This is a genomic window from Flavobacterium sp. GNP011 (assembly GCF_056428925.1).
This window is the reverse complement of the sequence record NZ_JBWJVJ010000014.1, coordinates 89,233-114,781: the sequence shown is the minus strand read 5'-3', so window position 1 is coordinate 114,781 and position 25,549 is coordinate 89,233. Positions and strand designations below refer to the sequence as shown.

Here is a 25,549-nt window from a genome sequence, read left to right as displayed (position 1 = left end):
CTCTTGTGTTCGCTAGCGCTACCACAAGAGGATGCCGCTTCTATCAGGGCTAAAACGCTTTTTGCTCAAGACTTCAAATTAATTTACCATGGACTTAATTCTAGAAACTGACCGATTACTTTTACGAGAAATGAAACTTTCAGATGCCGAAGCTTTATTCGAAATGGATCGAAATCCTAATGTGCATCAATATCTTTGGAACAAACCTGTAATAGATATTAGCGAAGTACACGCAACTATTGAGTCTGTTAAAAAGCAGTACATCCAGAATAATATCGGACGCTTTGTGATTATTTTAAAAGAGAGTCAAGAACTTATTGGTTGGGCTGGACTCAAATTCAATACGGAAATGGTCAATAACAAAATCAATTTTTTCGATATTGGGTATCGCTTAGATGAAAAATTTTGGGGCAAAGGCTATGCTAGTGAAGCTAGTTTTGCGTGGTTAGAATATGGTTTTCAAACTATGAAAATCCCATTAATGGAAGCAGCTGCACATACCGATAATATCGCTTCAAACAGAATATTGCAAAAAATTGGACTAGAAATGACCGAAACTTATTTAGAGGACGGCGTTTCTTGGAATTGGTACGAATTAAAAAATCCCAATATATAATGAAAAGTATAAAAATAGCAGGAGTTCCAGAACACTTTAATTTGCCTTGGCATTTAGCCATTGAAAACGGCGATTTTGAAAATGAATATATAGACTTGCAATGGACTGATGTTCCTGAGGGAACCGGTAAAATGTGTCAAATGCTTCGAGATGGCGAAACTGATATCGCTGTGATCCTTACCGAAGGAATTTTAAAAGACATCACAGCTGGAAATCCCAGTAAAATAGTGCAAGTATATGTTGAAAGTCCTTTAATTTGGGGTATTCACGTTGCTGCTAATTCAAGTTTTCAAACCTTAGCAGATTTACAAAATACCAAAGTCGCTATTTCCCGTTTGGGTTCTGGCTCACAATTAATGGCTTACGTAAACGCAAATAATCAAAATTGGGATACAACTAATTTGCAATTTGAAATTGTAAATACCATTGAAGGGGCTGTTGAAGCCTTAACAACCGGAACCGCAGATTATTTTATGTGGGAACGTTTTATGACCAAACCACTAGTAGACAAAGGCATTTTCAGACGAGTTGTAGATTGCCCTACTCCTTGGCCGTGCTTTGTAATTGCAGTTCGCGACGAAATACTGCTAGAACAACCCGAAATTGTTGCGAAAGTATTAGAAATCATCAATCAAACCACTCAAGAATTTAAAGAGATACCAAGCATTGACAAAACGCTTGCCGAAGCCTACCACCAAAAAATAGGAGATATTCAAGAATGGTTGCGATTAACGCGTTGGTCTCAAAAAGGATTAGAACCTCAAATGTTAAACAAAGTTCAAAATCAACTTTTTGAACTCGGAATTATTGATAAAAAAGGTACTTTTGAGGGCATTGTAAAAACAGTATAGGAGACTGTTTTTATTGTAACTATGATACAAAAAAAAGAAATTAATTTTCAGGGAATTAAACATCGTTTTCAGGTCAAAAAACCTTGGGACGATGTTATTATTTTTGTACTGAATGTATTAATTGCTATTCCTCTTTTTATCATTTTACATCAAAACTTAATTAATCCCAATTGGTTTTTGAACATTGATCGCGTAGTGATTTTTATCGTTATGGTCGTAATAATTCAGTTAATTTTAAGGTTATTACGTACCATTATCATACTTTGTATATTTGTTTACCTACTTGCTTTAATTTACGGTTCTACTATTGGTAATTATGGTTTTAATAGTGTTTATGACGATTACAATTCCATGCTTTACACCATGTCTGATAATCCGTATCCCCAAGACATTATTATTGCTAAGTTGCTTCCGTTTCCAAACAAATCAAAAATTGTCAACGCAATAGAATATCAAAATCCAAAAATTAGAAATTTTGCCTTAATGGCCACGAATAAGCATTTTAAAGGTTTAAAAGGCTACTCAGATTACAGAACCATTATTCAATGTTTTGCCGTTTTTAAAGAAATTAATAGCCGTTGGAATTACGTAAGCGACCCAAAAGCGCGTGATTACATTGCAACTGCATCAGAATCTTTGCTTTATTTTTCAGGAGATTGTGACGATCATTCTATTTTAATGGCAGCAACTATCAAATCTATTGGTGGAACACCAAGACTAATACACACGACAGGACACATTTATCCAGAAATTTTAATTGGAACTGAAGCCGATTTAGAAAAAGTAAATTTTTTAATCAAGAATATCCTTTTCCCTAAGGAAAGTGCCAGTCAAAAATTACATTATCACGTTGATGAACGCGGGCAAATTTGGATGAATTTGGACTACACCGCACAATATCCGGGTGGACCCTTTTTGTCAGAAGAAATTTTGGGAGCCTTGACATTAGATTAAACAAACATCTTTTTTGTAATTCTTTAAAATTAGTAAAATCAAAAGTGTAATTTCTTTCAGTAAAAAAAGCAACAACAATAGTGGAAAACACAAAAACATATTGGACTCTTTGTCTCGAATGTAAAGGGCGTGGTAAAAAAAGTAAAGGGCTAAGCAAGAAAGTCCGAAATAAATATTTACTTGAACTAGAGATTTTTAACAAAAACAATCAAGATAAGCCAGCTCCAACCCCACCCAAAGGACACTTGTATGCGTGCTCACACTGCAGCGGATCTGGCTTAGTTAAAACGTTACATCCACCAAAAGCAGACAAAGAAAATTACCCACATGTTGCCATTATTGGCGGTGGTATTGGCGGAGTTGCTCTTGCTGTTGCTTGTTTACATCGTGGAATTCCTTTTACAATATTTGAACGCGATAACAACTTTGAAGCCAGATCTCAAGGCTACGGGCTTACTTTGCAACAAGCCAGCAAAGCTATTGAAGGCTTGGGAATCATTTCATTAAATGAAGGAATAGTTTCAACAAGACATGTAGTTCACACGATTGATGGAACAGTTATTGGCGAATGGGGAATTAGAAAATGGATACAATCGGATGCGAAAACTTTTCAAAAACGCACCAACATTCATATTGCACGACAATCTTTGCGCTTAGCACTTCTGGAGCAGTTAGGCGGACATGATGTAATACATTGGGGGCACCAATTAACAGATTTTAAAATATGTAATGATGAAAGTGTTGATTTAAACTTTCAAGTGGATGGAAAAATAAAAAGCTTCAAAGCAGATCTTGTCGTTGGAGCGGATGGCATTCGTAGTTCGGTACAAAGGTTACTGATTGGTGATGATTGTAGTACTTTACGCTATCTAGGTTGTATTGTTATATTAGGCATTTGTCCTTTAAAAGCACTTGAAGGTCTCGATAGTCCGCTACTGGATTCGGCTACTGTATTTCAAACTGCCAATGGCAAAGAACGAATCTATGTTATGCCTTATGATTCAGACTCGGTAATGTGGCAATTGAGTTTCCCAATGCCCGAAGAAGAAGCTAAGGCTTTGAGTGCTCAAGGAGCTCAAGCATTAAAAGAAGAAGCGTGTCGTAGAACACTATGGCATAATCCTATTCCTCAAATTTTATTAGCAACACCAGAAGCTCAGATTTCTGGCTATCCTGTTTATGACCGAGAATTACTTAAGTCGGAGATTTTGGCGAAAGCCGGACCAGTAACCTTAATTGGAGATGCAGCTCATCCTATGAGTCCATTTAAAGGTCAAGGAGCGAATCAAGCTTTACTGGATGCACTTTATTTGGCTCGCGTAATAACAAAAGGCTGCAGGCCATTATCGCAATGGAGAAAAGTTGGAATAAGGGAAAGTGTATTAACCGAGTTTGAATTAGAAATGTTAGAACGTAGTGCTACAAAAGTAAATGACTCTGCAGCTGCAGCGCAGTTTTTGCATTCCGAAATTGTGCTTCATGAGGGTGATGAACCAAGGGGAAGATGTTTGAACAGATAAATAGATTTTTTTTTTAGTACAGTGGCGACTTTCTATTTTTATAGTTTATTGGAATTAAAAAAAAACAAATGAAAAATAAAAAAACTCCATTATTTCTAATGGAGTTTATCCTTTGAAATGTCACGGACTATAATCAAACATTCTATTAAAAGATTCGCCTCTGGTCTTATTGGGATTTATTTTAATTTAGAAGAAAAACTGCCTTTGCAAATTCTTTTCCCAAATCAATATAACCGTCACTTCTATAATGATATTTATCTGAATATTTATAACCGCTAGTACTCCTTACAATTGCTACATTGGGTTCAGTTGCTGCAAATTTTTCTTGACCATATTGCACTAATTCTCCAAAACCCCAAACTTTTCCATCGACATCATCGCCTGAATCGGATATTTTTCCGATGACTATTGGTAAATCATTGTTTCTAAAAGTCGCTCGCATAAGTTCCATCAACCTTTTTAAATTTGTATAATATTGATTGGCGATTTGTTCTGTTTTATCGGCATCACTTTCTCCTTGCATCCAAATAATACCGCTTGGAATCAAAACATCTACAATTCCATCACTGTTTATGTCTTGTACAGCCATGGCATTGTTGACTGTTCTTAGAAAATAATCGTATTGATTGATTCCTTTTCCTGCGCTAAAATCAGGCTCCCAAGCACCAAAATAGGCAGTCCCGCTACTATCAATCGATGATCCATTTCTAGCATATTTTATAATGGCCAATTTTTGGTTTGGATATAATTCTTGTAGTTTTTTTGCAAACGAAAGCTCCACACCAAATCGATCCGAAAGTGTATTGTTTTTTCCATCCGAAGCAAAACCAGTTCCGTTCCCGGGCTGAAGCACATCCCACTTTCCTAATCCTCCTGTTGCATCATTATCTCCGACAGGGTTTCCTTGGTAAATAAAAACATTTTTATTCTTTTTATTTAACGAATCCGGAAGCTCTTTTACATATCCATACCCCTGCATGTTCGATTGACCTCCCAAATAAAACACCCTGATGGTGTCTTTTTTAGTTTGTGCCAAAAGCAAAAAAGGCACTAGAAAAAGCATTAAAACATATCTCATAATCAATTATTTAATTCATTTAACCAGTTCAAAACTGTCTTTCAAACGTATATCTGCCGAAGACGACCCAATCATCAGATCAAAATCACCCGGTTCCGAAATAAACTCCAATGCATTGTTGTAAAACGACAACTTTTGATTGTCAATCGTAAACTGAATGGTTTTGGTTTCACCTCGGTTCAAACTGATTTTTTGAAAATCTTTTAGCCCGATTATCGGGCGTACTACTGAACCCCAGAACCTAGCCATCAGGTATTGACGATCGTCGGCATATTATCGGCAATCCAATCAAAAACGAGTGGTCTTCCCGCATTTATCAAAATCACTATTGGCTTCCCCGTTTTTTGAAGTTCTTTGATTAAATCTTCATGAACTCCGGGTAACTGCAGGTTACTTTTTCTTTTGGCTTCCCCACTTTTATTGAAATTTTCTCCAATACTCAAAATGATCACCTCGGCTTGGCTGGCAACCAACAAAGCATCTGCAAAACCTTCTTTGCTTTTGCTTTCTACTCCGCATCATTTGGCATACAAAATTTTGGTTCTTTTGCCCACTTTGTTCTCCAAGCCTTCCCATTGGGAAATAATATAAGTGGAATTTACATCTTTTAAAGAATCACATCTTGACCAAAAAGCAAAGGGATTTTTAATCGGGATTGCATGGCTAATTCTTGGTATTGCCGCGTATATTTCGTTCCTAAAATATTTAACATCGAACCAATTAATCCTTTTTTAATTTTACTTTTCTTGTTGGAATTAATCGTAATAGGTTCCGTAGCAGCATTGTCTCCTGTGTATTGATTGAGTTGTCCAATTTTCTCTTCGAGCGTCATTTTCTTTAGCAAAATTTCTACTTTTTGATCTGTGGTTTGTTGTTGCGAAAAGGCAAAAACTGAAAAGAAAAGTAGTGCTAATGTTATTGTTTTCTTCATCATTAAAATTTTATATGCAATGAGTCAAATCGCTAATATAATTTAGCTTCTTTTTTAAACTCCAAAAAATCAAGATTAAAATTTCCTGCGAATTATACGCGAATTTTATTAATTCCTTGTTTTAGAACTATATTTTTTGAATGTAGCTTGTTAGCAAATAAATAGTATCCATTTTTCTGTAACAGCTCAACTTTGATTTTGCATTTGCTCCCAGAGCGATGGTTTTAAAGCATCGTGATTAGATATTGCAGCATCTTTTTCAAGGTCTCCGGGAGTTTTATGCAAGTATTATAGTATGTATTATTTGCTGTGATTGGTTATTGAATTCCCTTTATTTTTTTTAATTTAGAATACAACAAGGTACCTAAAATCATTTCTAACGATTTTTCTTTATTAGGATTGCAGATTTAACTTCGAGGTTATTTGCCAAGCGTAAAATATAAATTCCATCAGGTAAATTATTCGTGTCTATTGAATTTGTACTTTCTTTTGAATCTATGTTTGTGATTGAATATTGTTTTCCAGTAAGGTCAAAAATTTGTGCAGTATATTTGGTAAAACCTTCAGGAACACTAAAATTCAATTTATCAGAAAATGGATTTGGAAAAACGGCAAACTCATTCTCATTTACTACAGTCTTTTCAACCGATATTTTTGCAGTAGTTGAAGCGTAATTAAAAGATTCCCAACCAGACACGGATTCTCTGTTACAATTCATTCCTGAAACTGCGCCTCCTTCCGAACAAAGAAATTTTCCATTGAATCCTTTTAAGGCTATTTGTTGTCCAATATTAATCCACTCAAATGATTCCCATCCACTAACAGCAGTACTATTAGACGTAACAGGTGAAGCTCCGTTTTGCGAATTAATATATTTTCCATTACTGTCTTTTAGAGCAATTTTATTGTCCCCCGCATTTACAACTGTAAATTTTTCCCAACCTTGAGCTGTACCTCTATCTGCAGTTACCACTCCCACGCTATTGTTTGAAGAAACATATTTACCGCTATTCTGGAGTGCTATTAGGCTGCCAATAGGAGCAATAGGTCTTAGCCTGTCTTGTAATGTGCTGACTAAATTACAATTGGCTAATAAAGATTTATTACAAATTTCATTAGTTGCTGTTATTGCATCAGCTATACTAGGTTTGGCACCTCCAAATTTCACATAATTACAAAGCGCATCCCATTTTGGAGTACCAGGAAAAGAGTAAATAGATCGATCAGTGTATTGTCTTTTCCAAGCCCAAAATGCCCAACCAACGTTGGCAGCATCATAATCTATTCTAGCATCACGAATCCAATCCAACGTATTTTCTCCAAACTCTCCTGCCCATACAGGAATATTCAATGCGGCACCTTGTCCTTTTATTAAATTCAAATCAGGATTAGGATCTGACTGCCCTTGTGGTCCATAATAATGATTTTCGAATACGAGATTTGAGTCCCATCGTTGTAACATATCATAAAAATCACTGCCATAATAATTTCCTTGTGCAAAAATGAGATGATTTGAATCGACCTCTCTAATTCTTGCAGTCATTACTTTATAAGAAGCCATTAAACTACTTTTTTGACCATTTCCATTGTCCAAAACTGGCTCATTAAGCAAATCATAGCCCGCAATCCACTCATTACCAATAAAATTTTTATAATGATTTGCTATATGATTCCAAATACTCGCAGCAATGTTAACATTATTCCAGTTGTTCCAAAAATTTGGTGTTCCTCCGTTTGGATTGTCGCAAGTATAGCTTTTACTTTGATAACCTGGTGCTGTATGCAAACAAAGAATTACGTGTATATTATTATTTTTGGCCCAAGTAACTGCTTTATCTAGCCAAATGAATCCGTCATTATTAAGAGTACCAGTATTTTGATTCCAAAACATATTGTATGCAAACGGGATTCTAACAACGTTATAACCTAGCGCTTTTGCTTGAGCAAAATCAGAATTTGTGATGTATGAATTTCTCCAATTATTTTCAAAACTTACTGTTTTCGCTTCATCATTTCCAAATAAGTCTTTAAATAATCCTCTAATTTGAGTAGGCGATTTTTCTCTCACATTGCCACCTGGTTCAATGTTCATCATATATCCCTCCCACACAAGCCAGTTTCCAAAATTTACACCTCTTAAGGTTATTGGGTTTCCGTCTTTTAGTATTTTTGCTCCTGTGTTAGAAACAGTCAGTCTTTGAGAGTTTACTTGTAAACAAAGTAATAAAAGCATCGTGCAAATAGTGTTTTGAAGAAATTTAAGTTTCTCGTTTTTTTTGGCTTTTGGTTTATTGTTATTCATGACTTTTGGTTAGTTAATATTAGATAAAAGGTTATGCAAAAGAATTAATATCAAAAAAAATACTTTTCACCAGACAATAATAAAAGTAATTAGTGTTAATAAAATCATCTTTAAGGAGCGATCCTAAAAGGTTTTATTGACCTTTTAGGCTATATTTTGTAATTAGTTTTATACTTAAATCAATAAGAAAAAAGATCAATCTCTTAACTTAATACACCAATGTCTGAATTGCATTTGGCAAAATAGTAATTTGGGTAGCTTGAGTTCCTACACACAAATTGTAAATTACACTAGCCTCACTTTGATTCATTACAACAGTTACCATTTTACCATCTTTATTTAAAAATGAAGTACTCAACAAACTACTTCTGCTCACAGCAGTACTCACTCTTTTGGCTTCTGGACGAATGAATTTTGAAAAATGTCCAATATAGTAATACGATGGTGTATAAATTAATTCACCCGTTGTAGTGTCCGCATGAATGGGTGCAAAACAAAAATTTCCTACATGATTGGGTCCACCTTTTTCATCCAAAAGAATATTCCAGTCAGTCCAGCCCACAGTTCCGTTATTAAAATCATTTATCATAGAATTTCCATAGCGCTCACCATTGGCCCACAGTTGGTAATTTTTGGCATCAAATTTTTCTACACATCCTTCGGTAAACATCAAGTTTTTATCAGGATATGCTTCATGTACTCGTGCTACATTATCAAACATTGGGGAACCACCCGCCCAAGTTTCATACCAATGAAATCCCATTCCCCAAGCATATTTGGCCGCTTCTGGATCTCCAAAAATAGTATTGGCACGTTGCACCATCAAATCTCGATTGTGGTCCCAAACGATTATTTTTTTAGCTCCTAAGCCTTCTTTTTTCATTGTTGGACCAAGAAAATTCTTCAAGAAATCCCGCTCAGCTTCAGCAGTAAAAACACAGGATTCCCAAGTTTGAACTGCCATTGGCTCATTTTGTATTGAAATACCCCAAATTGGAATCCCTTCTTTTTCATAGGCTTTTACAAACTTGGTATAATACGTTGCCCAAGACTGGAAATACTCTGGCAAAAGTGTCCCGCCTTTGAGCATGCGTTTATTACTTTTCATAAAAGCGGGAGGGCTCCATGGACTTGCGTATAAAGTCATTTTTCCGCCAGCTGTCTCTGTTGCTTTTTTGATCAGTGGAATTTTAAATTCTCTATCATGTTCTATAGAAAAAGTTTTCAATTCAGTATCGCCTTCCTTTACGTAGGTATAACTCCCAGAAGCAAAATCCGAACTGTGAATTGTGGTTCGCATTAAAGAATATCCAATTCCTTTGTCCTGACTGTAGTATGCATTCAAGAATTCTTGCTTTTTGTCACTCGATAATTTGGCAAAAACTTCGGCACTGGCATCCGTAACTGCACCTCCAATTCCCAGAAATGATTGAAACGTTTTCTCTGGATTTACAAAAACACAAATCTGTGTTTCGGTAGGCTGAATTAATTCTGAAAACGTGAGATTACCCGTTTTTGTTAATCTTAAATTAGTACTTTCAGCTGTCGTATAAACTGTAACTGTTTTGCCAATTGAACTAAAATTTTGATTTTTTGATTTACTTTTTTGCTGCGAAAAAACAAAAAATGAGGATAGCACCACTAACGTGGCAGTTATTTTTTTCATAATTTAAATAGTGAAAATTAATTTTATAGATACTTTATTACCAGATGTATGTCCCTACTGCTCCTGCTTCTAGTGAAGTAGTAATCCATTTTCCATTGTATTTAATATTGAATAATTCTGGAGCACTTCCTTCGTTAAGAACCAATAGGACTTTTTTTCCTTCAGGAGTTTTAAAAGCCACATTTTGTAAATTGCCTACAATAGCACTACCAATTCTAACAGAACCCGCAGGCACGAACTTAGAAGCATGAGCTGCTATGAAATAACCAACATTACGGGTTAATGATTCGGTGCTGTTTATCGTTATTGCTCCCTTACACGTTGTGCATCCTCCTTGTGTATGAGGACCAAAAGTACCGTCATTAGCAAGATTCCATTGTAATGCATTTTTACTCCAATTTCGCATGGAACCTATAATTACATTTTTTACTTGCCATTTTAAATCTCCGTTAAATGATCCTGTAGATGAAGTGTATTGCTCTGTGAAATAAACCTCTTTATTTGGAAATGCATCATGAACGGTTGTAAGTGCGCTAATATCACCTCCATACAAATGAAATGCAGAACCAGTTACAAAAGGGTAAGCTACAGCATCTTTTAAGATTGTTATTGGATATTGGGGATTATCACAATTATGATCGTAAGTAATAATCTTTGTAGTAATGTTGTTTGATTTAAATGCTGGACCTAAGTTGTTTTTTATAAAATCGGCCTGCTGTAAGGCAGTCATTACCATACTAGGATTGTTACCTCCGTGTAAAGGTTCATTTTGAGGAGTAATCGCATCAATTATAATTCCTTCCCCTTTCATTTTTTGAATGAATTTTACAAAATACTGAGCATATACTTCATAATATTTAGGCTGTAGACTGCCACCTACAAAACTTGAATTGTCTTTCATCCAAAGTGGTGCGGTCCATGGTGATCCCATTATTTTGATATTCGGATTGATTGCCAAAATTTCTTTCAACAACGGAATCAAATCTATCTTATCAGGAGCCAGACTAAAATTAGTCAAACTAACATCTGTTTGTCCAGTCGGTATATCATTATAGGTAAAAGGAGTAGCACTCAAATCAGAAGCTCCAATACTGATTCTCAAATAGCTCAAACCTATTGAATTATCGCCTGAACCAAACAATTCCTGCAATAAGTCTTTCTTTTTCTGCGCAGTCAATTGATTAATCACTTGTGCACTTCCTCCAGTCAATGTAAATCCAAAACCATCAATAGTCTGATACTTTTGAGTCTCATTAATTTCAATATTCGGATAAATATTTGCCTTGCTTCCAAAAGCTAAAATACCTGTCTGCTTTTGCAAAAGTGCTGTTTGATTTCCTTTAGTCAGCCAAAAATCAACTTCATTTTTTGCTGTAGGAGTTGGCGTAGGAGTTGGATCTGGTGAATCACCTCCTTCATTAGAAGAGGAACAACTGATGTTCATGGCTGAAAAAACTATTATAAAAATTAACTTTCCTATTTGATGTATTTTTTTCATTGTTTATTTGTAATTAATTTCTGTAAATACCAAAAAAATGAATTGTACTATTTTGGATTCTTACTTATTTTTATTTGGTTTTCTATTCTTGATAACCTGAAGGATAATTTTTAATTTTTGGAGCAGAAAGATTGGGCTTTTTCAGCAAGTATCGTCCCGCTTTTTGTTACAATCTTATGTCCCTAACTCCTGGTCATAAGGATTTCCACTGCAATCGGGGCTAAAAGGAAAGATTTTGCTTTTTTGCCATCATTCAAAAAAAAACTAAAATTGGACCTCGGTCAACGATTTCAGCCTTTGGAGATAATAATCTCGTTCAAGTAGAAATTATGAGTGTTGCTGTTTTCTACTTATAAACCCTTATATAATCCACTTCCAAAGTAGAAGAGGTAAAACCAGGATCTACTGGACCTCCCCAAACGCCTCCCATTGCTAAGTTTACAATTAGATAAAAGTTTTTATTGAATGGGAATTTATCTGAATTCAAAAAAGTGTAAAACAACTTATCATCTACATAAAATTTTATATAACTAGCTGTCCAATCAGCCGTGTAAACATGAAATTCAGTATTGTCATTAGGCACGTTTATAGTTCCTGTATCTGGAGTTGCTCCGGAACGTCCGGGAGAGTGTAATGATGAATGATTGACATTCAACTCCTTTCCAACTGATTCTAAAATATCTATTTCCCCACATGCAGGCCACCCAACACTTCCTATATTACTACCCAGCATCCAAACAGCAGGCCAGGTCCCAACTCCAGTAGGCAATTTTGCCCGGATTACTACTTTGCCATACGTAAAATCGAATTTTCCATTGGATTCTAATCTTCCAGAAGTGAAGTCGCCCTTTCCGTATTTTTCTCTAATGGCTTTTATTTTCAAAACACCGCCTTGAACAATTGTATTTTCGGACCGATTGGTATAGGACTGTAGTTCGTTGTTAACTCTCCCTGGATCCCAAATTTGGAAAATCCATTTACTTGGATCAGGTGCACCATCAGTATTAAACTCATCAGACCATATCAATTTAGGCTCTACTAAAACTGTAATAGATAATGATGTGCTAACAAATTTACCAGCATTATAAGCAGACACATATAAAGTATAAGTAGTAGTACCCGATGCAGTATAGGTGTAAGAAAAGCTTCCGTTTGTTATTTCCTTTGTTTCTCCATTTCCTAAAACTATTTTATAAGATGTTGCATTTGTTGCAGTTAAATTAAAATTTACCATACCACTTCCATCTCCGTTTGGATTTTGATCAGTGGCACCAACAATTGCGGTTATTACTTTTAGATTTGCAGGTTTTTGATCAACAATAGGCTCTTCTGAATTTGAACCGCTACAGGAAATAAATAGAAAGCAGTTCAATACAATAATCAAATTAATTTTAGAAAAATATTTTTTCATTTTTTTACTATTATTTAAAACATTACATCAAATAAATGGCCCATAATCATGGAGAATGGACCATTCTACAAACTCAAACAAACTCAAACTTAATTTCTTTAAATATAAATTACTACAAAGACAGTCTCATTTCAATATCTTGAATTTTAATTCCAGCCTTCATATCTTCACCACGCCTCTTATCACAAGGTACGCCGTACCTGTTTTAGTAGCAGTGAATATTCCTAAATTGTTTTCAGCCTTACAGCCTACAGCTGAAATTTTTCCTGAAAAAGCAGCTGTTGCACAACCGTCCCAAGTACTTAAAGCTCTTAATTTTCCTCCTTCGGAATAATCAGTTCCAGTAACTGGTGCAGAATAACCGCAATACACTTCGAACCAAGTATTGCTGCCACCTGTTGTTGAAGAAGTAAGCATGTCAATTACATATTTTTTACCTGCGACAACATTAATTGCCTGATATATTCCGTTACCAGCCCATCCAGTAGCTGTCAAAGTAGCCGAACCGCTGCCAAAAGTTATACTAGCACTAGATGCTGGATTTGTAACTGTCCATTTAGACCAATCCTCACTATTAGTTAATCTTCCTCCTTTAAGGATATTCCCTTTCACTGGATCTGAGGTTGCTACAATTATATTTTGCGTTGCTAAAGCTGTTGCACCGCCAGCACCTATAGCTTTATGAGAGATAGTATAAGTTCCAGCGTCTGGTAATGAAATTTCAAAATTCATTTTCCCATCAGCAAATCCTGAACCTGTATCCCAAATAGATCTTAACACTCCTTTTGGTTGTGCAACAACACTATATAAATTAGTTTTACCTTCAACTGGTGTAACTTTAAATGATGCATCAACAGTTGTTGGAGTTAAGCCATTGTTAGTAAACGAGTCCTCGGGCTGACAACTTGTGAAATTTACTATGGCAGCCATAGCAAACATTAGTACTATTCCCTTCTTTTTAATTATATGTAAGTTCATAAAATTTCATTTTAACAATTAGTATTTAGGATTTTGAACGATTTTGGTATTCGGTAAGTTACTGTAAGGTATTGGCCAAATTTCATTTTTACCAGCCACAAACCCTTTATCAGCAAGAGCTGTAGCTGCTTTTCCTGTACGCACTAAATCAAACCAGCGATGTCCTTCACCTGCTAGTTCTTTTCTTCTTTCTAACATAATGGCATCAATAGAAACTGGCACAGATGCTAATCCTACTCTCGCTCTAACCGCATCTAATAATGCTTGTGCTCTAGCTCCTGTTCCGCCAAGTGCCTCTGCCTCCATTAAATATGTATCGGCTAAACGGATAGCATAAACATCCTGTTTGTAATTCAATGCTGTTGCTCCACCTCCTGTTGAAGTATCAGAGTTTAATGGTGCAAATTTTTTCAAAAAATATCCTGTGTCTTGATAATGGGGTTTCCATTTAGCATCACCTGCGGCATCCAATGCTTTCATATCTAGTACTGTTGCATCAAAACGAGGGTCATCTTTCAAAACATTATATAAGACAGGTGTTACTGTATTGAAACTCCATCCAGAAACATAGTCTGGAGCAAGAGCGCTCTTTTTTTCATAACCACGAGGACCAACCATAATATTTATACTATTTCCTTCATCGGCACCACCACCCCAGAATCCCCAATCAGCATCACTTTTGTCTGTATGCATAATTTCAATAATGGCTTCTGAATTAAATTTATTGCTAATTTTCCATAGGTCTGCAAACTTGTCTAATAATTTATATCCATAAACACTTGTACCTCCTGGTGTACCATTTACTTCTGCAAGTTCAGTTGCAGCTAGATTATTTTTATTTTCATACAAGTACACTTTACCTAATAAAGCTTGAACAGAACCCTTAGTTAGACGACCTGCTTCAGTTTTAATATCTACCAACTTATTAGGTAAAACCGATTTCGCTTCTATTAAATCTTTCTCAATTTGAGCATAAACCACACCTGATGAAACTTGTACTATATTATAAGTTTCTGATGGTGAAACAGGTTTTAAAATCAAAGGAATATTTTTGAAAGTACGCACTAACTCAAAATAATAATACGCTCGAAGTGCTTTAGCCTCTGCTACAAAGCGTGCTTTTTTATCAGCATCCATATTGGTTCCTGGTAATTTCTCTATTAAAATATTAGCACGTGAAATTCCTTGGTAGAAATCACTCCAAAAGCTTTCTGGCATATTGATTTGATCTAAAGTATAATTATCAAATGCATGAATTCCTACTCCATCTCCAACGTTACCACCACCAGCAAAAAAATCATCAGAACCTGCATTCATCATACAGATCATATTATCAAACCCTTTAGATTGTTTGCCTATAATGTCATAAACAGCGATTAATCCAGAGTATGCTTGATTTTCGTTTTTATAATAATTCTCAACTAATTCAAGACCCTTAGGATCAACATATAAGAATTCTTCATTACAGGCTCCCGCTGTAAAAAGTAAACTAACTGCAATACCTAAATATTTTATATTTTTAAATTTCATAACTTTTATTTTTTAAAATTGTAAATTAATTCCGAGCATAAATGATTTTGCCTGTGGATAATATCCTTTATCAACACCAATTACACCACCCCCAATTTCTGGATCATAACCTGTGTATTTAGTAAATGTGAACAAGTTTTCACCTGTTAAATAGATTCTAGTTTTTGATAATCCTATTTTTCCAATTTTCTCGCTCGGTAAGTTATAGCCAAATTGTATCGTTTTAAATCGTAAGTAATCACCATCTTCTAAATAAAAATCAGATGCATTTGTGAAGTTTTTATTGCCGTCTGCTGTTGTTAATCTTGGATAAGAATTACTAGTTCCTTCTCCATTCCAACGTCCTAAAGCAGACGTTTGATAATTAGCATTTACAACATCTAACCTTCTCAATCCTTGGAAAATTTTATTTCCAACAGCTCCTTGGGTAAATACAACTAAATCGAAATTTTTGAAATCTACATTTAATGTAATACCATAAGTAAATTTTGGAAGTGAATTTCCGATGAATGTTTTATCATCATCTGTAATCTTCCCATCAGCATTTGTGTCTTGCCATCTAAAATCTCCTGGCTTAGCATTCGGTTGCACTAAACCTCCAGAAGCATTTGTATAGGCATTAACCTCATTTTGATTCTGAAAAATTCCTTGTGTTTTATAACCGTAAAATGAATTTATGGGATGACCAACTTGTGTTCTGGTAATAGTACCCATACTTTGAAATGAAGCGTTTCCATCAATGAATTTAATATCATTACCTAAAAAAGTTACTTTATTTTCGACATAAGAAATATTACCTCCTAATTTAAAATTAACTTGTCCAATTTTTTTTCTATACCCTAATTCAATATCGACACCCTTGTTTTCCATGTCAGCAATATTTGCAGAAGGATTTCCAGTAGTTCCTACATAACCAGGGAGCTTAATATCTTGAAGCATTCCAGTAGTCTTTTTATTGTAAAAATCTATTGCAAAGTTAAGACCATTGAAAAATATTGCATCAAATCCAATGTTCCCTTGGCTGGTCTCTTCCCATTTTAAATCAGGGTTGGCTGGAGCGTTTGGGCTATTCCCTATTACAACTGAACCTTGGTTACCTACAGTGTAATTTCGACCACCACTGATAGTAGCTAGATATTTAAAATCACCTATAGCATCACTCCCCACAATTCCATAACCACCTCTAAGTTTTAGGCTTGTTAAGACTTTGTTCTTTGGCCAAAAATCTTCATTTGTTGGAACCCAACCTAAAGAGAATGATGGAAAAACACCATATTTGTTGTTAGCTCCAAAACGAGATGAACCATCACGACGAATATTCCCAGTAAATAAATATTTTTCTTTATAATCATAAGTCGCTCTAGCAAACAAAGATGTCACAATGTGTTCATAACCATTATAAGCACCTGCAGTAATATCATCTTTTATAGCACCATAACCAAAGGAGGCATCGTCAAAATTATTAGCAGGAATATTTTTATAAGTTACATAAGTCCCAGAGGAAATATTATCAACATAAGCGCCCTGACCAACCAAAACCGTAAAATTATGTTCGCTAATTTTTTTGTTGTACGTAATTGTATTTTCAACATTCCATCCAAAACCTTTATTACTTCCTCTACTCAGACTGTTTACTGAATTTATAGTAGAAGAGTTAAAGTACGATACAGGATTAAAACTTTCTGAACCCCAATATGCTAATTTACCACCCACGGTACTTTTAACCTTTAATCCTTTGATCACTTCCAGCTCTAAATATGCATTTCCAACAAAATTATCAGACCATCCATAATTTCCTAATCTAGATTGAATATATGCCAGTGGATTACTCATTTCCTGACCTACAACCTGAGATATTCCATATGGATTTCCATTTGAATCTCTAAAAATCCCTGTTTGATTTACATACGGGTAAAGATTAGCCTCTACGGGATCAGTAACTACAAGTTGCGTTGTAGGATCAAGATTAATTGCCGAACTTAAAGGTCCTCCAAATTCACTATTTGTATTCCCTAATCCGATATTTTTCTCATGAGAGTACCCTAATGTTTGACCAAAAGTCAATCCTTTTAAAATTTTGTGAGTAGAATTTAAACGAATATTCTTTCTATTGTAATTAGAAATTTGTGTCGCAACAATTCCTTCTTGATCTAATAATCCAAAAGACAAATAAAAAGTAGAAACATCAGTTCCACCGCTTAAACTTAATTCATGTCCAGTACGCAATGCACTGTCATTAAAAATAGCATCTTGCCAATTAGTTCCTTTTCCGTATGCCGTAGTAGATGAATAAGGAAGTATATAAGGATTGTTAGGTGATTGAACGTAACCATTAGCATAACGCTCGTTCATTAACGTAGTGTATTGAGTAGCATCAAGTAAATCTAGCTTTCTAGCCGCTTGAGAAAAACCAGTATATCCATTATAAGATACACTCATTTTACCTGATTTCCCTTTTTTTGTAGTAATAAGAATTACTCCCGCTGCAGCACGCGCGCCATAAATTGCTTGAGATGCAGCATCTTTTAAAACATCCATAGTTTCAATATCTGCTTGGTTTAAATAACCAATACCTCCATTGTCAACTACAACACCATCAACTACCCAAAGAGGATCATTGTTACCAATTGAAGTAATACCCCTTACACGAATTGTTGAAGAAGACCCTGGCTGTCCAGCATTTGCAGCTATAGTAACTCCAGAAACTCTGCCTTGTAAAGCTTGTTCTACTCTACTAATAGGTAAATCTTTTAGCTGAGCAGCTTTTATTCCAGATATTGCTCCAGTTAACAAAACCTTCTTTTGGGTACCGTATCCTACTACCACAACTTCATTTAGATCTTGTGATGATTCATACATTTTTACCTGTACTGCTGTTTGACCATTAATAACAGTCTCAACAGTTTTATAGCCTATAAAACTAATTGTTAAAACTCCATCTTTTGGAGCTTTTATTTGGAACTTCCCATCAAAATCTGATGTAACCGATGAAGATGTTCCTTTTAAGACTATGGTTGCACCTGAAATTGGCATCCCTTTATCATCAATCACTTTCCCCATAACGGAGGCTTCCTGCGCATGCCCGTGAACTGAGAATAAGATTGATGAAATACAAAAAATAAATGTTTTTAATAATTTCATTTTTCTGATTATTTTGGTTAAATGTTAGTTATTTGATACAATATTATATTTAAAATTTCGGAATTCAGAATTTAGAATCACTACAAATTCACATCATCAACACCATACTGGTATTACAAAATATTATCAAAAAAAAAATAATTAATTGATTTTAAATAGATTAAAAATTAAAAAACATTTCTTAAAAAAATATAAGGTGAAAAAGACAATTACAATTACTATAAATTAGATACTTTAGCCCAAAATCTGCAAAAGAGCCTTAAATTCAACTCAAAAGACATTTAAAAATGCATTTTATCTCATTTTAAATAAGTAAATAAATTATATGCAAAACCTAAATAATAAAAAAGATCAAGACATAAAATTGGTTAAACTTATATTGATTTTTATTTTAATAAGCCTACCAGCATCATTTTTAGGACAAGTAAAAAAAATTGGTCTACCACTTATAAAAAATTATACTAGAACAGAATATCAAGGAGGAACCCAAAACTGGGATATTGACCAAGATAAAAATGGAAATCTCTATTTTGGAAATAATGATGGTCTTTTGCAGTTTGACGGATCGAAATGGAACAAATACAAAGCAAAAAATTCGGATGCAATTAAATGCTTAAAAGTAGATTCAACCGGAAAAATATACGTAGGCTGCTACAATGAATTTGGCTATTTTAAAGCCAATTCTAAAGGGAAACTCAAATACTTTTCTATTTCCAGTTCATTAGATAAAAAAACATTAGGCATAATTGACTTTATCTGGAAAATACATCTCTATAAGGATGAAGTTGTTTTTCAATCATTCGACCGAATCTTTATCTACAAGAACAACAAAATTAAAATCATAAATGCACCAAAAAGATTTCAATTCTCATTTCTAACCAATTCCAAATTGTATATTCAAGATATTTCATCTGGAATTTTAGAATATAAAAATGGCAAACTGAATTATCTTAAAGGATTAAACACTTTAAATAATTCAGAAATTTGGGGCATGGTTGAATTAGAAAAAAATAAGATCCTAGCCACTACTTTGGATAAAGGTCTTTTTATAATAGTAAACAATCAAGCGGTTTCATGGAATACCGAAGCAAATACTTTTATAAAAAAGAATGGCTCTCTAGGATGTGTCCTTTATAAAAATAAATACATTGTAATTAATTCAGTCCTTGATGGCATCATAGTTTGCGATCTAAATGGAAACATCATACAACATATCGACCGCACCAAAGGGCTTCAAAACAATACAGTTCTTACTTCATTTATAGACAAAAGCAATAATCTATGGCTGGGATTGGATAATGGAATTGCATATGTAAACGAAAATTCATTTCTAACCTATTTTGGATTTAGCTATAATTTAGGTACTGTTTATTCATCTGTTGTGCATAAAGGTAATTTGTATGTTGCAACCAATCAAGGTGTTTTTTTTCATCCTTGGAACACAGATTTTAAAGAAGGCTCCTTTAGGCTTATTCAAGGAACTACTACTCAAGCCTGGAATGTAGAGGTAATCAATGGTGAATTGATATGTGCCAGTAACAAAGGAGCTCTACTCATACAGAATGGAAAAATGATTAAGAACCTTGATCCTAAGGGATATTATGGATTCAAATCAGTACCTAATCATCCTAATTTTTTTATAGGAGCAAATTACAATGGTTTTTCTGTTTTTGAGAAGACAAGTTCAGGAATGAAATTCAGAAATAAAATAGAAGGCATTGACAAATCATCCAATTCATTTGAAATTGATAAAGATTATTTATGGCTAAAAAAAGACCAATATATACATCAGATTGCTCTGAATAATGATTTAAGAAAAACCAAGAGCATTAAAACCTTTACTCAATTTTCTAAAAAAAATAGAGGCGTTGGAAGTCTTCAAATAATTAATAATAAAGTTTTTTTTCAATCAAATAATATTTTTTACACTTATTCAACAATACAAGGCACATTTAAAGAAGATTCAATAATGACCAATCTCTTTAAGTTCATTCCAAAAATTAAAAAATTAAATGAAGACACTAATGGAAATCTTTGGTACTTCTATCATGAGTCAATGGGAGCGATGATAAAAGTGGAAAACAATAAATATAAACATGTCATAACTCCTTTTTCAAGTTTGACTGGAAAATTAGTAGCCAATTATATGTCTATAAATACTATTGATTCTAAAAACACTTTTATAGGATTAACTGATGGTCTGGCACACTATGATGCTACTCTCGAAATCAAATCTATATCAAAACCGATTGCTCATATAAGAAGTTTTACATTTCCTGGAGACACCATTTATTTAGGAAATAAGCAAGACGAAAGTATGAAGTATGAGTTGCCTTATGATTCAAATCAAGTAAAGTTTACATTTTCGTCCCCTTCTTACGAAAATCTTGAAAATATCGAATTCTCTTATCAACTGGAAGGCTTTGGTGAAAAGTGGAGTGCTTGGTCAAACAACACCATTAAAGAATATACCAATTTAAAAGAGGGCAATTATAAAATGAAAGTGAAAGCACGAAACAGCTTTAGGATTCAATCAGATGAAACTTCTTTTGAATTCAGAGTGACTCCTCCTTGGTATAGGCACTATTCAGCTTACTTATTTTATTTACTGATAGCTACTGGTTTGGTATACTATATTCGATTTAGAATAAGAATGAAAATAAGGAAAAACAAATATGCTGAAACCTTAGAACAACGAAGATTATATTTAGAAAAAGAAACTAAGATCAGGATAGAACAATATAAATTAGAGAAAGAAATAGAAAAACTAGAAAATGACAAGTTGCAAATGAAACTATTGTCAAAAGACAAAGAATTAGTAAACAACACGTTACAGGTAGTTAAAAAAAATAAAACATTAAACGGAATTATTCAAAGGCTAAAAGATATCAATACAAGCTCATTTGACGAAGCAGCCAAGACTCAATTTACTAAATTAAACAAAAGCATTATCAAGGAAGTTAGTACTGATAAAAGCTGGAAGGATCTTGAAAAACACCTGAAAAATGTCCACTTTGATTTTCTAAAAAAATTAAAGGAAAAGCACCCTACTATTACTCCAAGAGAAATGGACCTGTCAACTTATTTATTAATGAACATGTCAACAAAAGAAATTGCTGAATTCATGAACATATCAACGGGAGGAGTAGATTTGGCCAGATATCGATTAAGAAAAAAACTGGAATTAAATCAAAAAGAAAATTTAATCGGATACTTTATGAGTATAAAATAGAAAAAAAGAGGCTATTGGGTTTGTAGTTTTAATTGACAGTTTGGACTATAAATAATGGATTAGTAACACCCTGCTTTTCTTAGTCAATAAAAAAACAAGCTGTATTGTAGTTTAACTATCTTGAATTATCCTTAAATAAATTGATGATTTTTTGGGTGTTATAGATTAGAAAAGGGTCCTATAAAACCATTTTAAATACAAAATATCTTGATGCAACTATTGAAAATTTGAATCATTTAATGAGCTTGGTCGAATAAAAATTGATTTCTTATTATTCAGATTATACAATCTTGTTGTTTTATTCCCAACTTTTCCACCTGATACTGGATTCCATGATACGTAATCCATTATTATAAAAAAAATAAACATAAAAAAACTCCATTATTTCTAATGGAGTTTATCTTGTGGGCGATGAGGGGTTCGAACCCCCGACCCCCTCGGTGTAAACGAGGTGCTCTGAACCAGCTGAGCTAATCGCCCTGTTTTATTAGGTTGCTATCATTACCTGATTGCGAGTGCAAATATAGTGTTAGAATTTGATTCTGCAAGGCCTTTTTGAAAAAAATCAAAAAAAATTTGAATTAAATTGTAATAATCTAGCAGACAGAATTCTACAAATATAACGAAACACATGATATGTTTTGTATTGATATCTGTTAGTCCTACATTTGCAGTATAAACAAATATCAATGGCTAGGTTCAAAGAAAACGATTTACCAAAATCGAAAATTACGGCATCATCTCTGCAAAAAGCAACTGTTATTTTTCGTTTTGCTGGAAAGCATCAATGGAAATTTTATGTAGGTTTACTTTTTTTAGTTTTTACGGGGGGTACGGCCCTGGCATTTCCTAAGCTGATGGGAATGCTAATTGATTGTGTTAAGAATAAAGACAACGACCAAGCAAACCTAATTGCAGGAGGATTGCTTGTGATCTTATTTCTTCAATCTATTTTCTCCTTTTTTAGATTGTCCTTATTTGTGAATTTTACTGAAAATACACTTGCAAATCTTAGATTAGCACTATATTCAAATTTGGTAAAATTACCTATGTCATTCTTCTCCCAAAAACGTGTAGGAGAACTTAATAGTCGTATTAGCTCAGATATCACGCAAATACAAGACACACTTACATCAACCATTGCTGAATTTTTACGCCAGTTTATTTTAATTGTTGGAGGAGTTCTTCTATTAGCTAATGAAAGTATAAAGCTCACACTTTTAATGTTATCTGTTGTACCGCTGGTTGCAATTGCAGCTGTTGTATTTGGTAGATTTATAAGAAAATATTCTAAAAATGTTCAGGATAAAGTTGCTGAAAGTCAAGTTATTGTAGAAGAAACAATGCAAGGTATTAGTATTGTAAAGGCTTTTGCGAACGAATGGTATGAAATTGCTCGTTACAATTTAAAAATCAAAGAAGTTGTTTCAATTGCAATAAAAGGCGGTAAATACCGTGGCTACTTTGCTTCTTTTATTATTTTCTGTCTTTTTGGCGCCATTGTGGCCGTAGTTTGGTACGGTGTTCAATTGAGCATTAGTGGCGAAATGAGTGTGGGCCAATTGATTTCATTTGTATTATACTCTACCTTTGTAGGCGCATCTTTTGGCGGTATAGCAGAGCTTTATGCACAAATTCAAAAAGCTATAGGAGCTACAGAACGTGTTTTTGAACTGCTTGACGAAACTCCAGAAAAAATAAACTCTAACAAAGAAAAAGTTGAAATACAAAAAATTAAGGGTATAGTAGAATTCAGAAATGTTGCATTTAGTTATCCATCAAGAAAGGAAATAAAAGTTTTGAAAAACGTGAATTTTTCGGCTAGTTTTGGTCAAAAAATAGCAATTGTAGGACCTAGTGGAACGGGGAAATCTACAATAGCCTCACTCCTGCTTCGTTTTTATAATATTGATAATGGTGAAATTTTAATTGATGGAAAAAGTATTTATGATTATGATCTCGAAAATTTAAGAGGAAACATGAGTATCGTTCCTCAAGATGTTATACTTTTTGGAGGAACTATTAAAGAAAATATTGCTTACGGAAAACCAAATGCAACGGACCAAGAAATTTTAGTGGCAGCAAAACAAGCCAATGCATATCAATTTATAGAAAGTTTTCCAGAAAAATTTGAGACAATAGTAGGTGAAAGAGGAATAAAACTTTCAGGCGGACAACGTCAACGCATTGCAATTGCTAGAGCTTTATTAAAAAATCCTAGTATTTTAATCCTAGATGAAGCAACTTCAGCTCTTGATAGTGAAAGTGAAAAATTAGTTCAAGAAGCTCTTGAAATTTTGATGGAAGGTAGAACTAGTATTATTATTGCACATAGGCTTTCTACCATTCGCTCTGCAGACCAAATATTAGTTTTAGATAATGGTATAATTGCTGAACAAGGAACACATCAAGATTTAATTGTTCTTGAAAATGGAATTTATAAAAATTTAAGTAATCTGCAGTTTAGCAATTCTTAAATTATTTTTAGAGCCAAAAAAAACTCCAATTTGATAACAAATTGGAGTTTTTTGGTTTTATTATTTTCCTTTTCTTCTATTTCTTTCCGCTTTAATCATCATTAACTCTCGGCTTGTTTGACCAGCTACTGATGTGTTTTCTTCTGCGCGACGAATTAAATAAGGCATTACATCTCTTACTGGACCAAAAGGTAAATATTTAGAAACATTATAGTTTGAATTGGCTAGGTTATAGCTGATATTATCACTCATACCGTATAATTGCCCAAACCAAATTCTATTATCATTTGATTTAATCCCTTTTTTATGCATTAAATTCATGAGTGTATACGTGCTAGACTCATTGTGAGTACCTGCAAATATTGACATAATATCTAGGTTTTCAGTCATGTAACTAATTGCCGCATCATAATTAATATCTGTAGCTGCTTTTGAGGCACAAATAGGTGTTGGATAACCCTTTTCTTGAGCACGTACATTTTCTTTCTCCATATACGCTCCACGAACTATTTTCATACCTATATGAAATCCTTCATTTTTAGCTTGCTCATGTAATTTTTTCAGGTAATCCAATCGGTCCCAGCGGTACATTTGTAAAGTATTAAAAACAATTGCTTTCTCTTTATTGTACTTGCGCATCATTTGAGTAACAAGATCATCGGCAGCATCTTGCATCCAACTTTCTTCACCATCTATTAATAGTGACACATTTTTTTCATGAGCTTCTTTACAAACCAAATCAAATCGAGCTACCACTCTATTCCATTCAATTTGTTCTTCTTCATTTAATTTCTCATTGTTTCCTAACTTTTCATACAATTCAAATCGTCCAAAACCAGTTGGTTTAAAAACGGCAAAAGGAATAGCGTCTCTTTTCTTAGCAAAGTCGATTGTTTTTAATGTCATTTTCAAAGCAGCATCAAACTGATCTTCTTCTTCTTTTCCTTCTACTGAATAATCCAATACAGAAGTCACACCTTTAGTGAACATTTTATCAACAACGCTAAGACAGTCCATTTCGTTAACTCCTCCACAAAAATGATCAAAAACCGTTGCTCTTATTAATCCTTCTACTGGTAAATTTGCCTTGATTGCAAAATTTGTAACTGCTGTTCCTATTCTAACAAGAGGTTGATTAGCTATCATTTTAAATAAAAAATATGCACGATCAAGTTCTGTATCGCTTTTTAATGCAAAGGCAACTTGTGTGTTATCAAATATCTTTTCCATTATCTGTTTTAATTTTATACAAATATAGGCAGACTTTGAATATTTTTATAAAATTTGATGCCAAAAAAAAGAAAAATGCAATAGGAACTTTTTTATGGTATTAAATAATTTAAGAATTGATAAATTTATACATT

Annotated in this window: 18 protein-coding genes and 1 tRNA gene; 6 read left to right on the top strand and 13 right to left on the bottom strand. The window is 33.8% G+C overall.

The genetic code is table 11. The features are described 5' to 3' along the window. Positions 1 to 88 precede the first annotated feature (88 nt). From AC061E_RS12205 to AC061E_RS12190, 4 genes are all read left to right on the top strand, one after another. Positions 89 to 616, top strand: coding sequence for a GNAT family N-acetyltransferase (locus AC061E_RS12205; protein ID WP_478286486.1), 528 nt, complete (start codon positions 89 to 91; stop codon positions 614 to 616). Beyond that, positions 616 to 1,467, top strand: a complete 852-nt coding sequence (locus AC061E_RS12200; protein WP_478286485.1) for a substrate-binding domain-containing protein — start codon at positions 616 to 618, stop codon at positions 1,465 to 1,467. Before AC061E_RS12205 ends, AC061E_RS12200 begins: the two co-directional genes overlap by 1 nt. 21 nt (positions 1,468 to 1,488) lie before the next feature. Then, a complete protein-coding gene (locus AC061E_RS12195; protein WP_478286484.1) occupies positions 1,489 to 2,421 on the top strand; it encodes a transglutaminase in 933 nt (310 codons plus the stop codon). Between the two features lie 80 nt (positions 2,422 to 2,501). After that, entirely contained in the window at positions 2,502 to 3,941 is a 1,440-nt protein-coding gene (locus tag AC061E_RS12190; protein ID WP_478286483.1) for an FAD-dependent oxidoreductase, read from the top strand. A 181-nt stretch (positions 3,942 to 4,122) separates the two neighbouring features. On the opposite strand, the gene AC061E_RS12185 is transcribed toward AC061E_RS12190, so the two are convergent. The 11 genes from AC061E_RS12185 to AC061E_RS12135 all read right to left on the bottom strand — a co-directional run bounded on the left by AC061E_RS12185 (position 4,123) and on the right by AC061E_RS12135 (position 18,476). Beyond that, positions 4,123 to 5,019, bottom strand: coding sequence for a sialate O-acetylesterase (locus AC061E_RS12185; protein ID WP_478286482.1), 897 nt, complete (start codon positions 5,017 to 5,019; stop codon positions 4,123 to 4,125). A gap of 15 nt (positions 5,020 to 5,034) precedes the next feature. Beyond that, positions 5,035 to 5,268: a fibronectin type III-like domain-contianing protein gene (locus AC061E_RS12180; protein WP_478286481.1), complete on the bottom strand. Its 234-nt coding sequence runs from the start codon at positions 5,266 to 5,268 to the stop codon at positions 5,035 to 5,037. Next, positions 5,268 to 5,471, bottom strand: a complete 204-nt coding sequence (locus AC061E_RS12175) for a glycoside hydrolase family 3 C-terminal domain-containing protein (protein ID WP_478286488.1) — start codon at positions 5,469 to 5,471, stop codon at positions 5,268 to 5,270. The genes AC061E_RS12180 and AC061E_RS12175 overlap by 1 nt, the downstream gene beginning before the upstream one ends. A gap of 155 nt (positions 5,472 to 5,626) precedes the next feature. Next, a complete protein-coding gene (locus AC061E_RS12170) occupies positions 5,627 to 5,950 on the bottom strand; it encodes a hypothetical protein (protein WP_478286480.1) in 324 nt (107 codons plus the stop codon). Between the two features lie 376 nt (positions 5,951 to 6,326). Next, entirely contained in the window at positions 6,327 to 8,252 is a 1,926-nt protein-coding gene (locus tag AC061E_RS12165) for a cellulase family glycosylhydrolase (protein WP_478286479.1), read from the bottom strand. A 208-nt stretch (positions 8,253 to 8,460) separates the two neighbouring features. Beyond that, the gene (locus AC061E_RS12160) at positions 8,461 to 9,918 is read right to left on the bottom strand and encodes a glycoside hydrolase family 30 protein (RefSeq protein WP_478286478.1); all 1,458 of its coding nucleotides are present in this window, start codon (positions 9,916 to 9,918) and stop codon (positions 8,461 to 8,463) included. A 37-nt stretch (positions 9,919 to 9,955) separates the two neighbouring features. Beyond that, positions 9,956 to 11,416 (bottom strand): glycoside hydrolase family 30 protein, encoded by a 1,461-nt coding sequence (locus AC061E_RS12155; protein ID WP_478286477.1) that lies wholly within the window; start codon positions 11,414 to 11,416, stop codon positions 9,956 to 9,958. Between the two features lie 346 nt (positions 11,417 to 11,762). Continuing rightward, entirely contained in the window at positions 11,763 to 12,827 is a 1,065-nt protein-coding gene (locus AC061E_RS12150; RefSeq protein WP_478286476.1) for a family 16 glycosylhydrolase, read from the bottom strand. A gap of 159 nt (positions 12,828 to 12,986) precedes the next feature. Then, positions 12,987 to 13,805, bottom strand: a complete 819-nt coding sequence (locus AC061E_RS12145) for a hypothetical protein (protein ID WP_478286475.1) — start codon at positions 13,803 to 13,805, stop codon at positions 12,987 to 12,989. A gap of 18 nt (positions 13,806 to 13,823) precedes the next feature. After that, positions 13,824 to 15,335: a RagB/SusD family nutrient uptake outer membrane protein gene (locus tag AC061E_RS12140; protein WP_478286474.1), complete on the bottom strand. Its 1,512-nt coding sequence runs from the start codon at positions 15,333 to 15,335 to the stop codon at positions 13,824 to 13,826. Positions 15,336 to 15,347: 12 nt separating this feature from the next. Then, complete coding sequence (locus tag AC061E_RS12135) at positions 15,348 to 18,476, bottom strand: SusC/RagA family TonB-linked outer membrane protein (protein ID WP_478286473.1); 3,129 nt, start codon at positions 18,474 to 18,476, stop codon at positions 15,348 to 15,350. Between the two features lie 325 nt (positions 18,477 to 18,801). Here AC061E_RS12135 and AC061E_RS12130 point away from each other — a divergent pair, with 325 nt between their 5' ends. Further along, positions 18,802 to 21,708 (top strand): triple tyrosine motif-containing protein, encoded by a 2,907-nt coding sequence (locus tag AC061E_RS12130; RefSeq protein ID WP_478286472.1) that lies wholly within the window; start codon positions 18,802 to 18,804, stop codon positions 21,706 to 21,708. A 405-nt stretch (positions 21,709 to 22,113) separates the two neighbouring features. Here the strand turns inward: AC061E_RS12130 and AC061E_RS12125 are convergent. After that, positions 22,114 to 22,188, bottom strand: a tRNA-Val gene (locus AC061E_RS12125). Between the two features lie 209 nt (positions 22,189 to 22,397). Here AC061E_RS12125 and AC061E_RS12120 point away from each other — a divergent pair. Continuing rightward, positions 22,398 to 24,185 carry an ABC transporter ATP-binding protein gene (locus tag AC061E_RS12120; protein WP_478286471.1) on the top strand — a complete coding sequence of 596 codons (1,788 nt, stop codon included), beginning with the start codon at positions 22,398 to 22,400 and terminating at the stop codon, positions 24,183 to 24,185. 60 nt (positions 24,186 to 24,245) lie between these two features. Here AC061E_RS12120 and AC061E_RS12115 read toward each other — a convergent pair whose 3' ends face one another. After that, complete coding sequence (locus AC061E_RS12115; protein ID WP_478286470.1) at positions 24,246 to 25,415, bottom strand: proline dehydrogenase family protein; 1,170 nt, start codon at positions 25,413 to 25,415, stop codon at positions 24,246 to 24,248. Positions 25,416 to 25,549 lie beyond the last annotated feature (134 nt).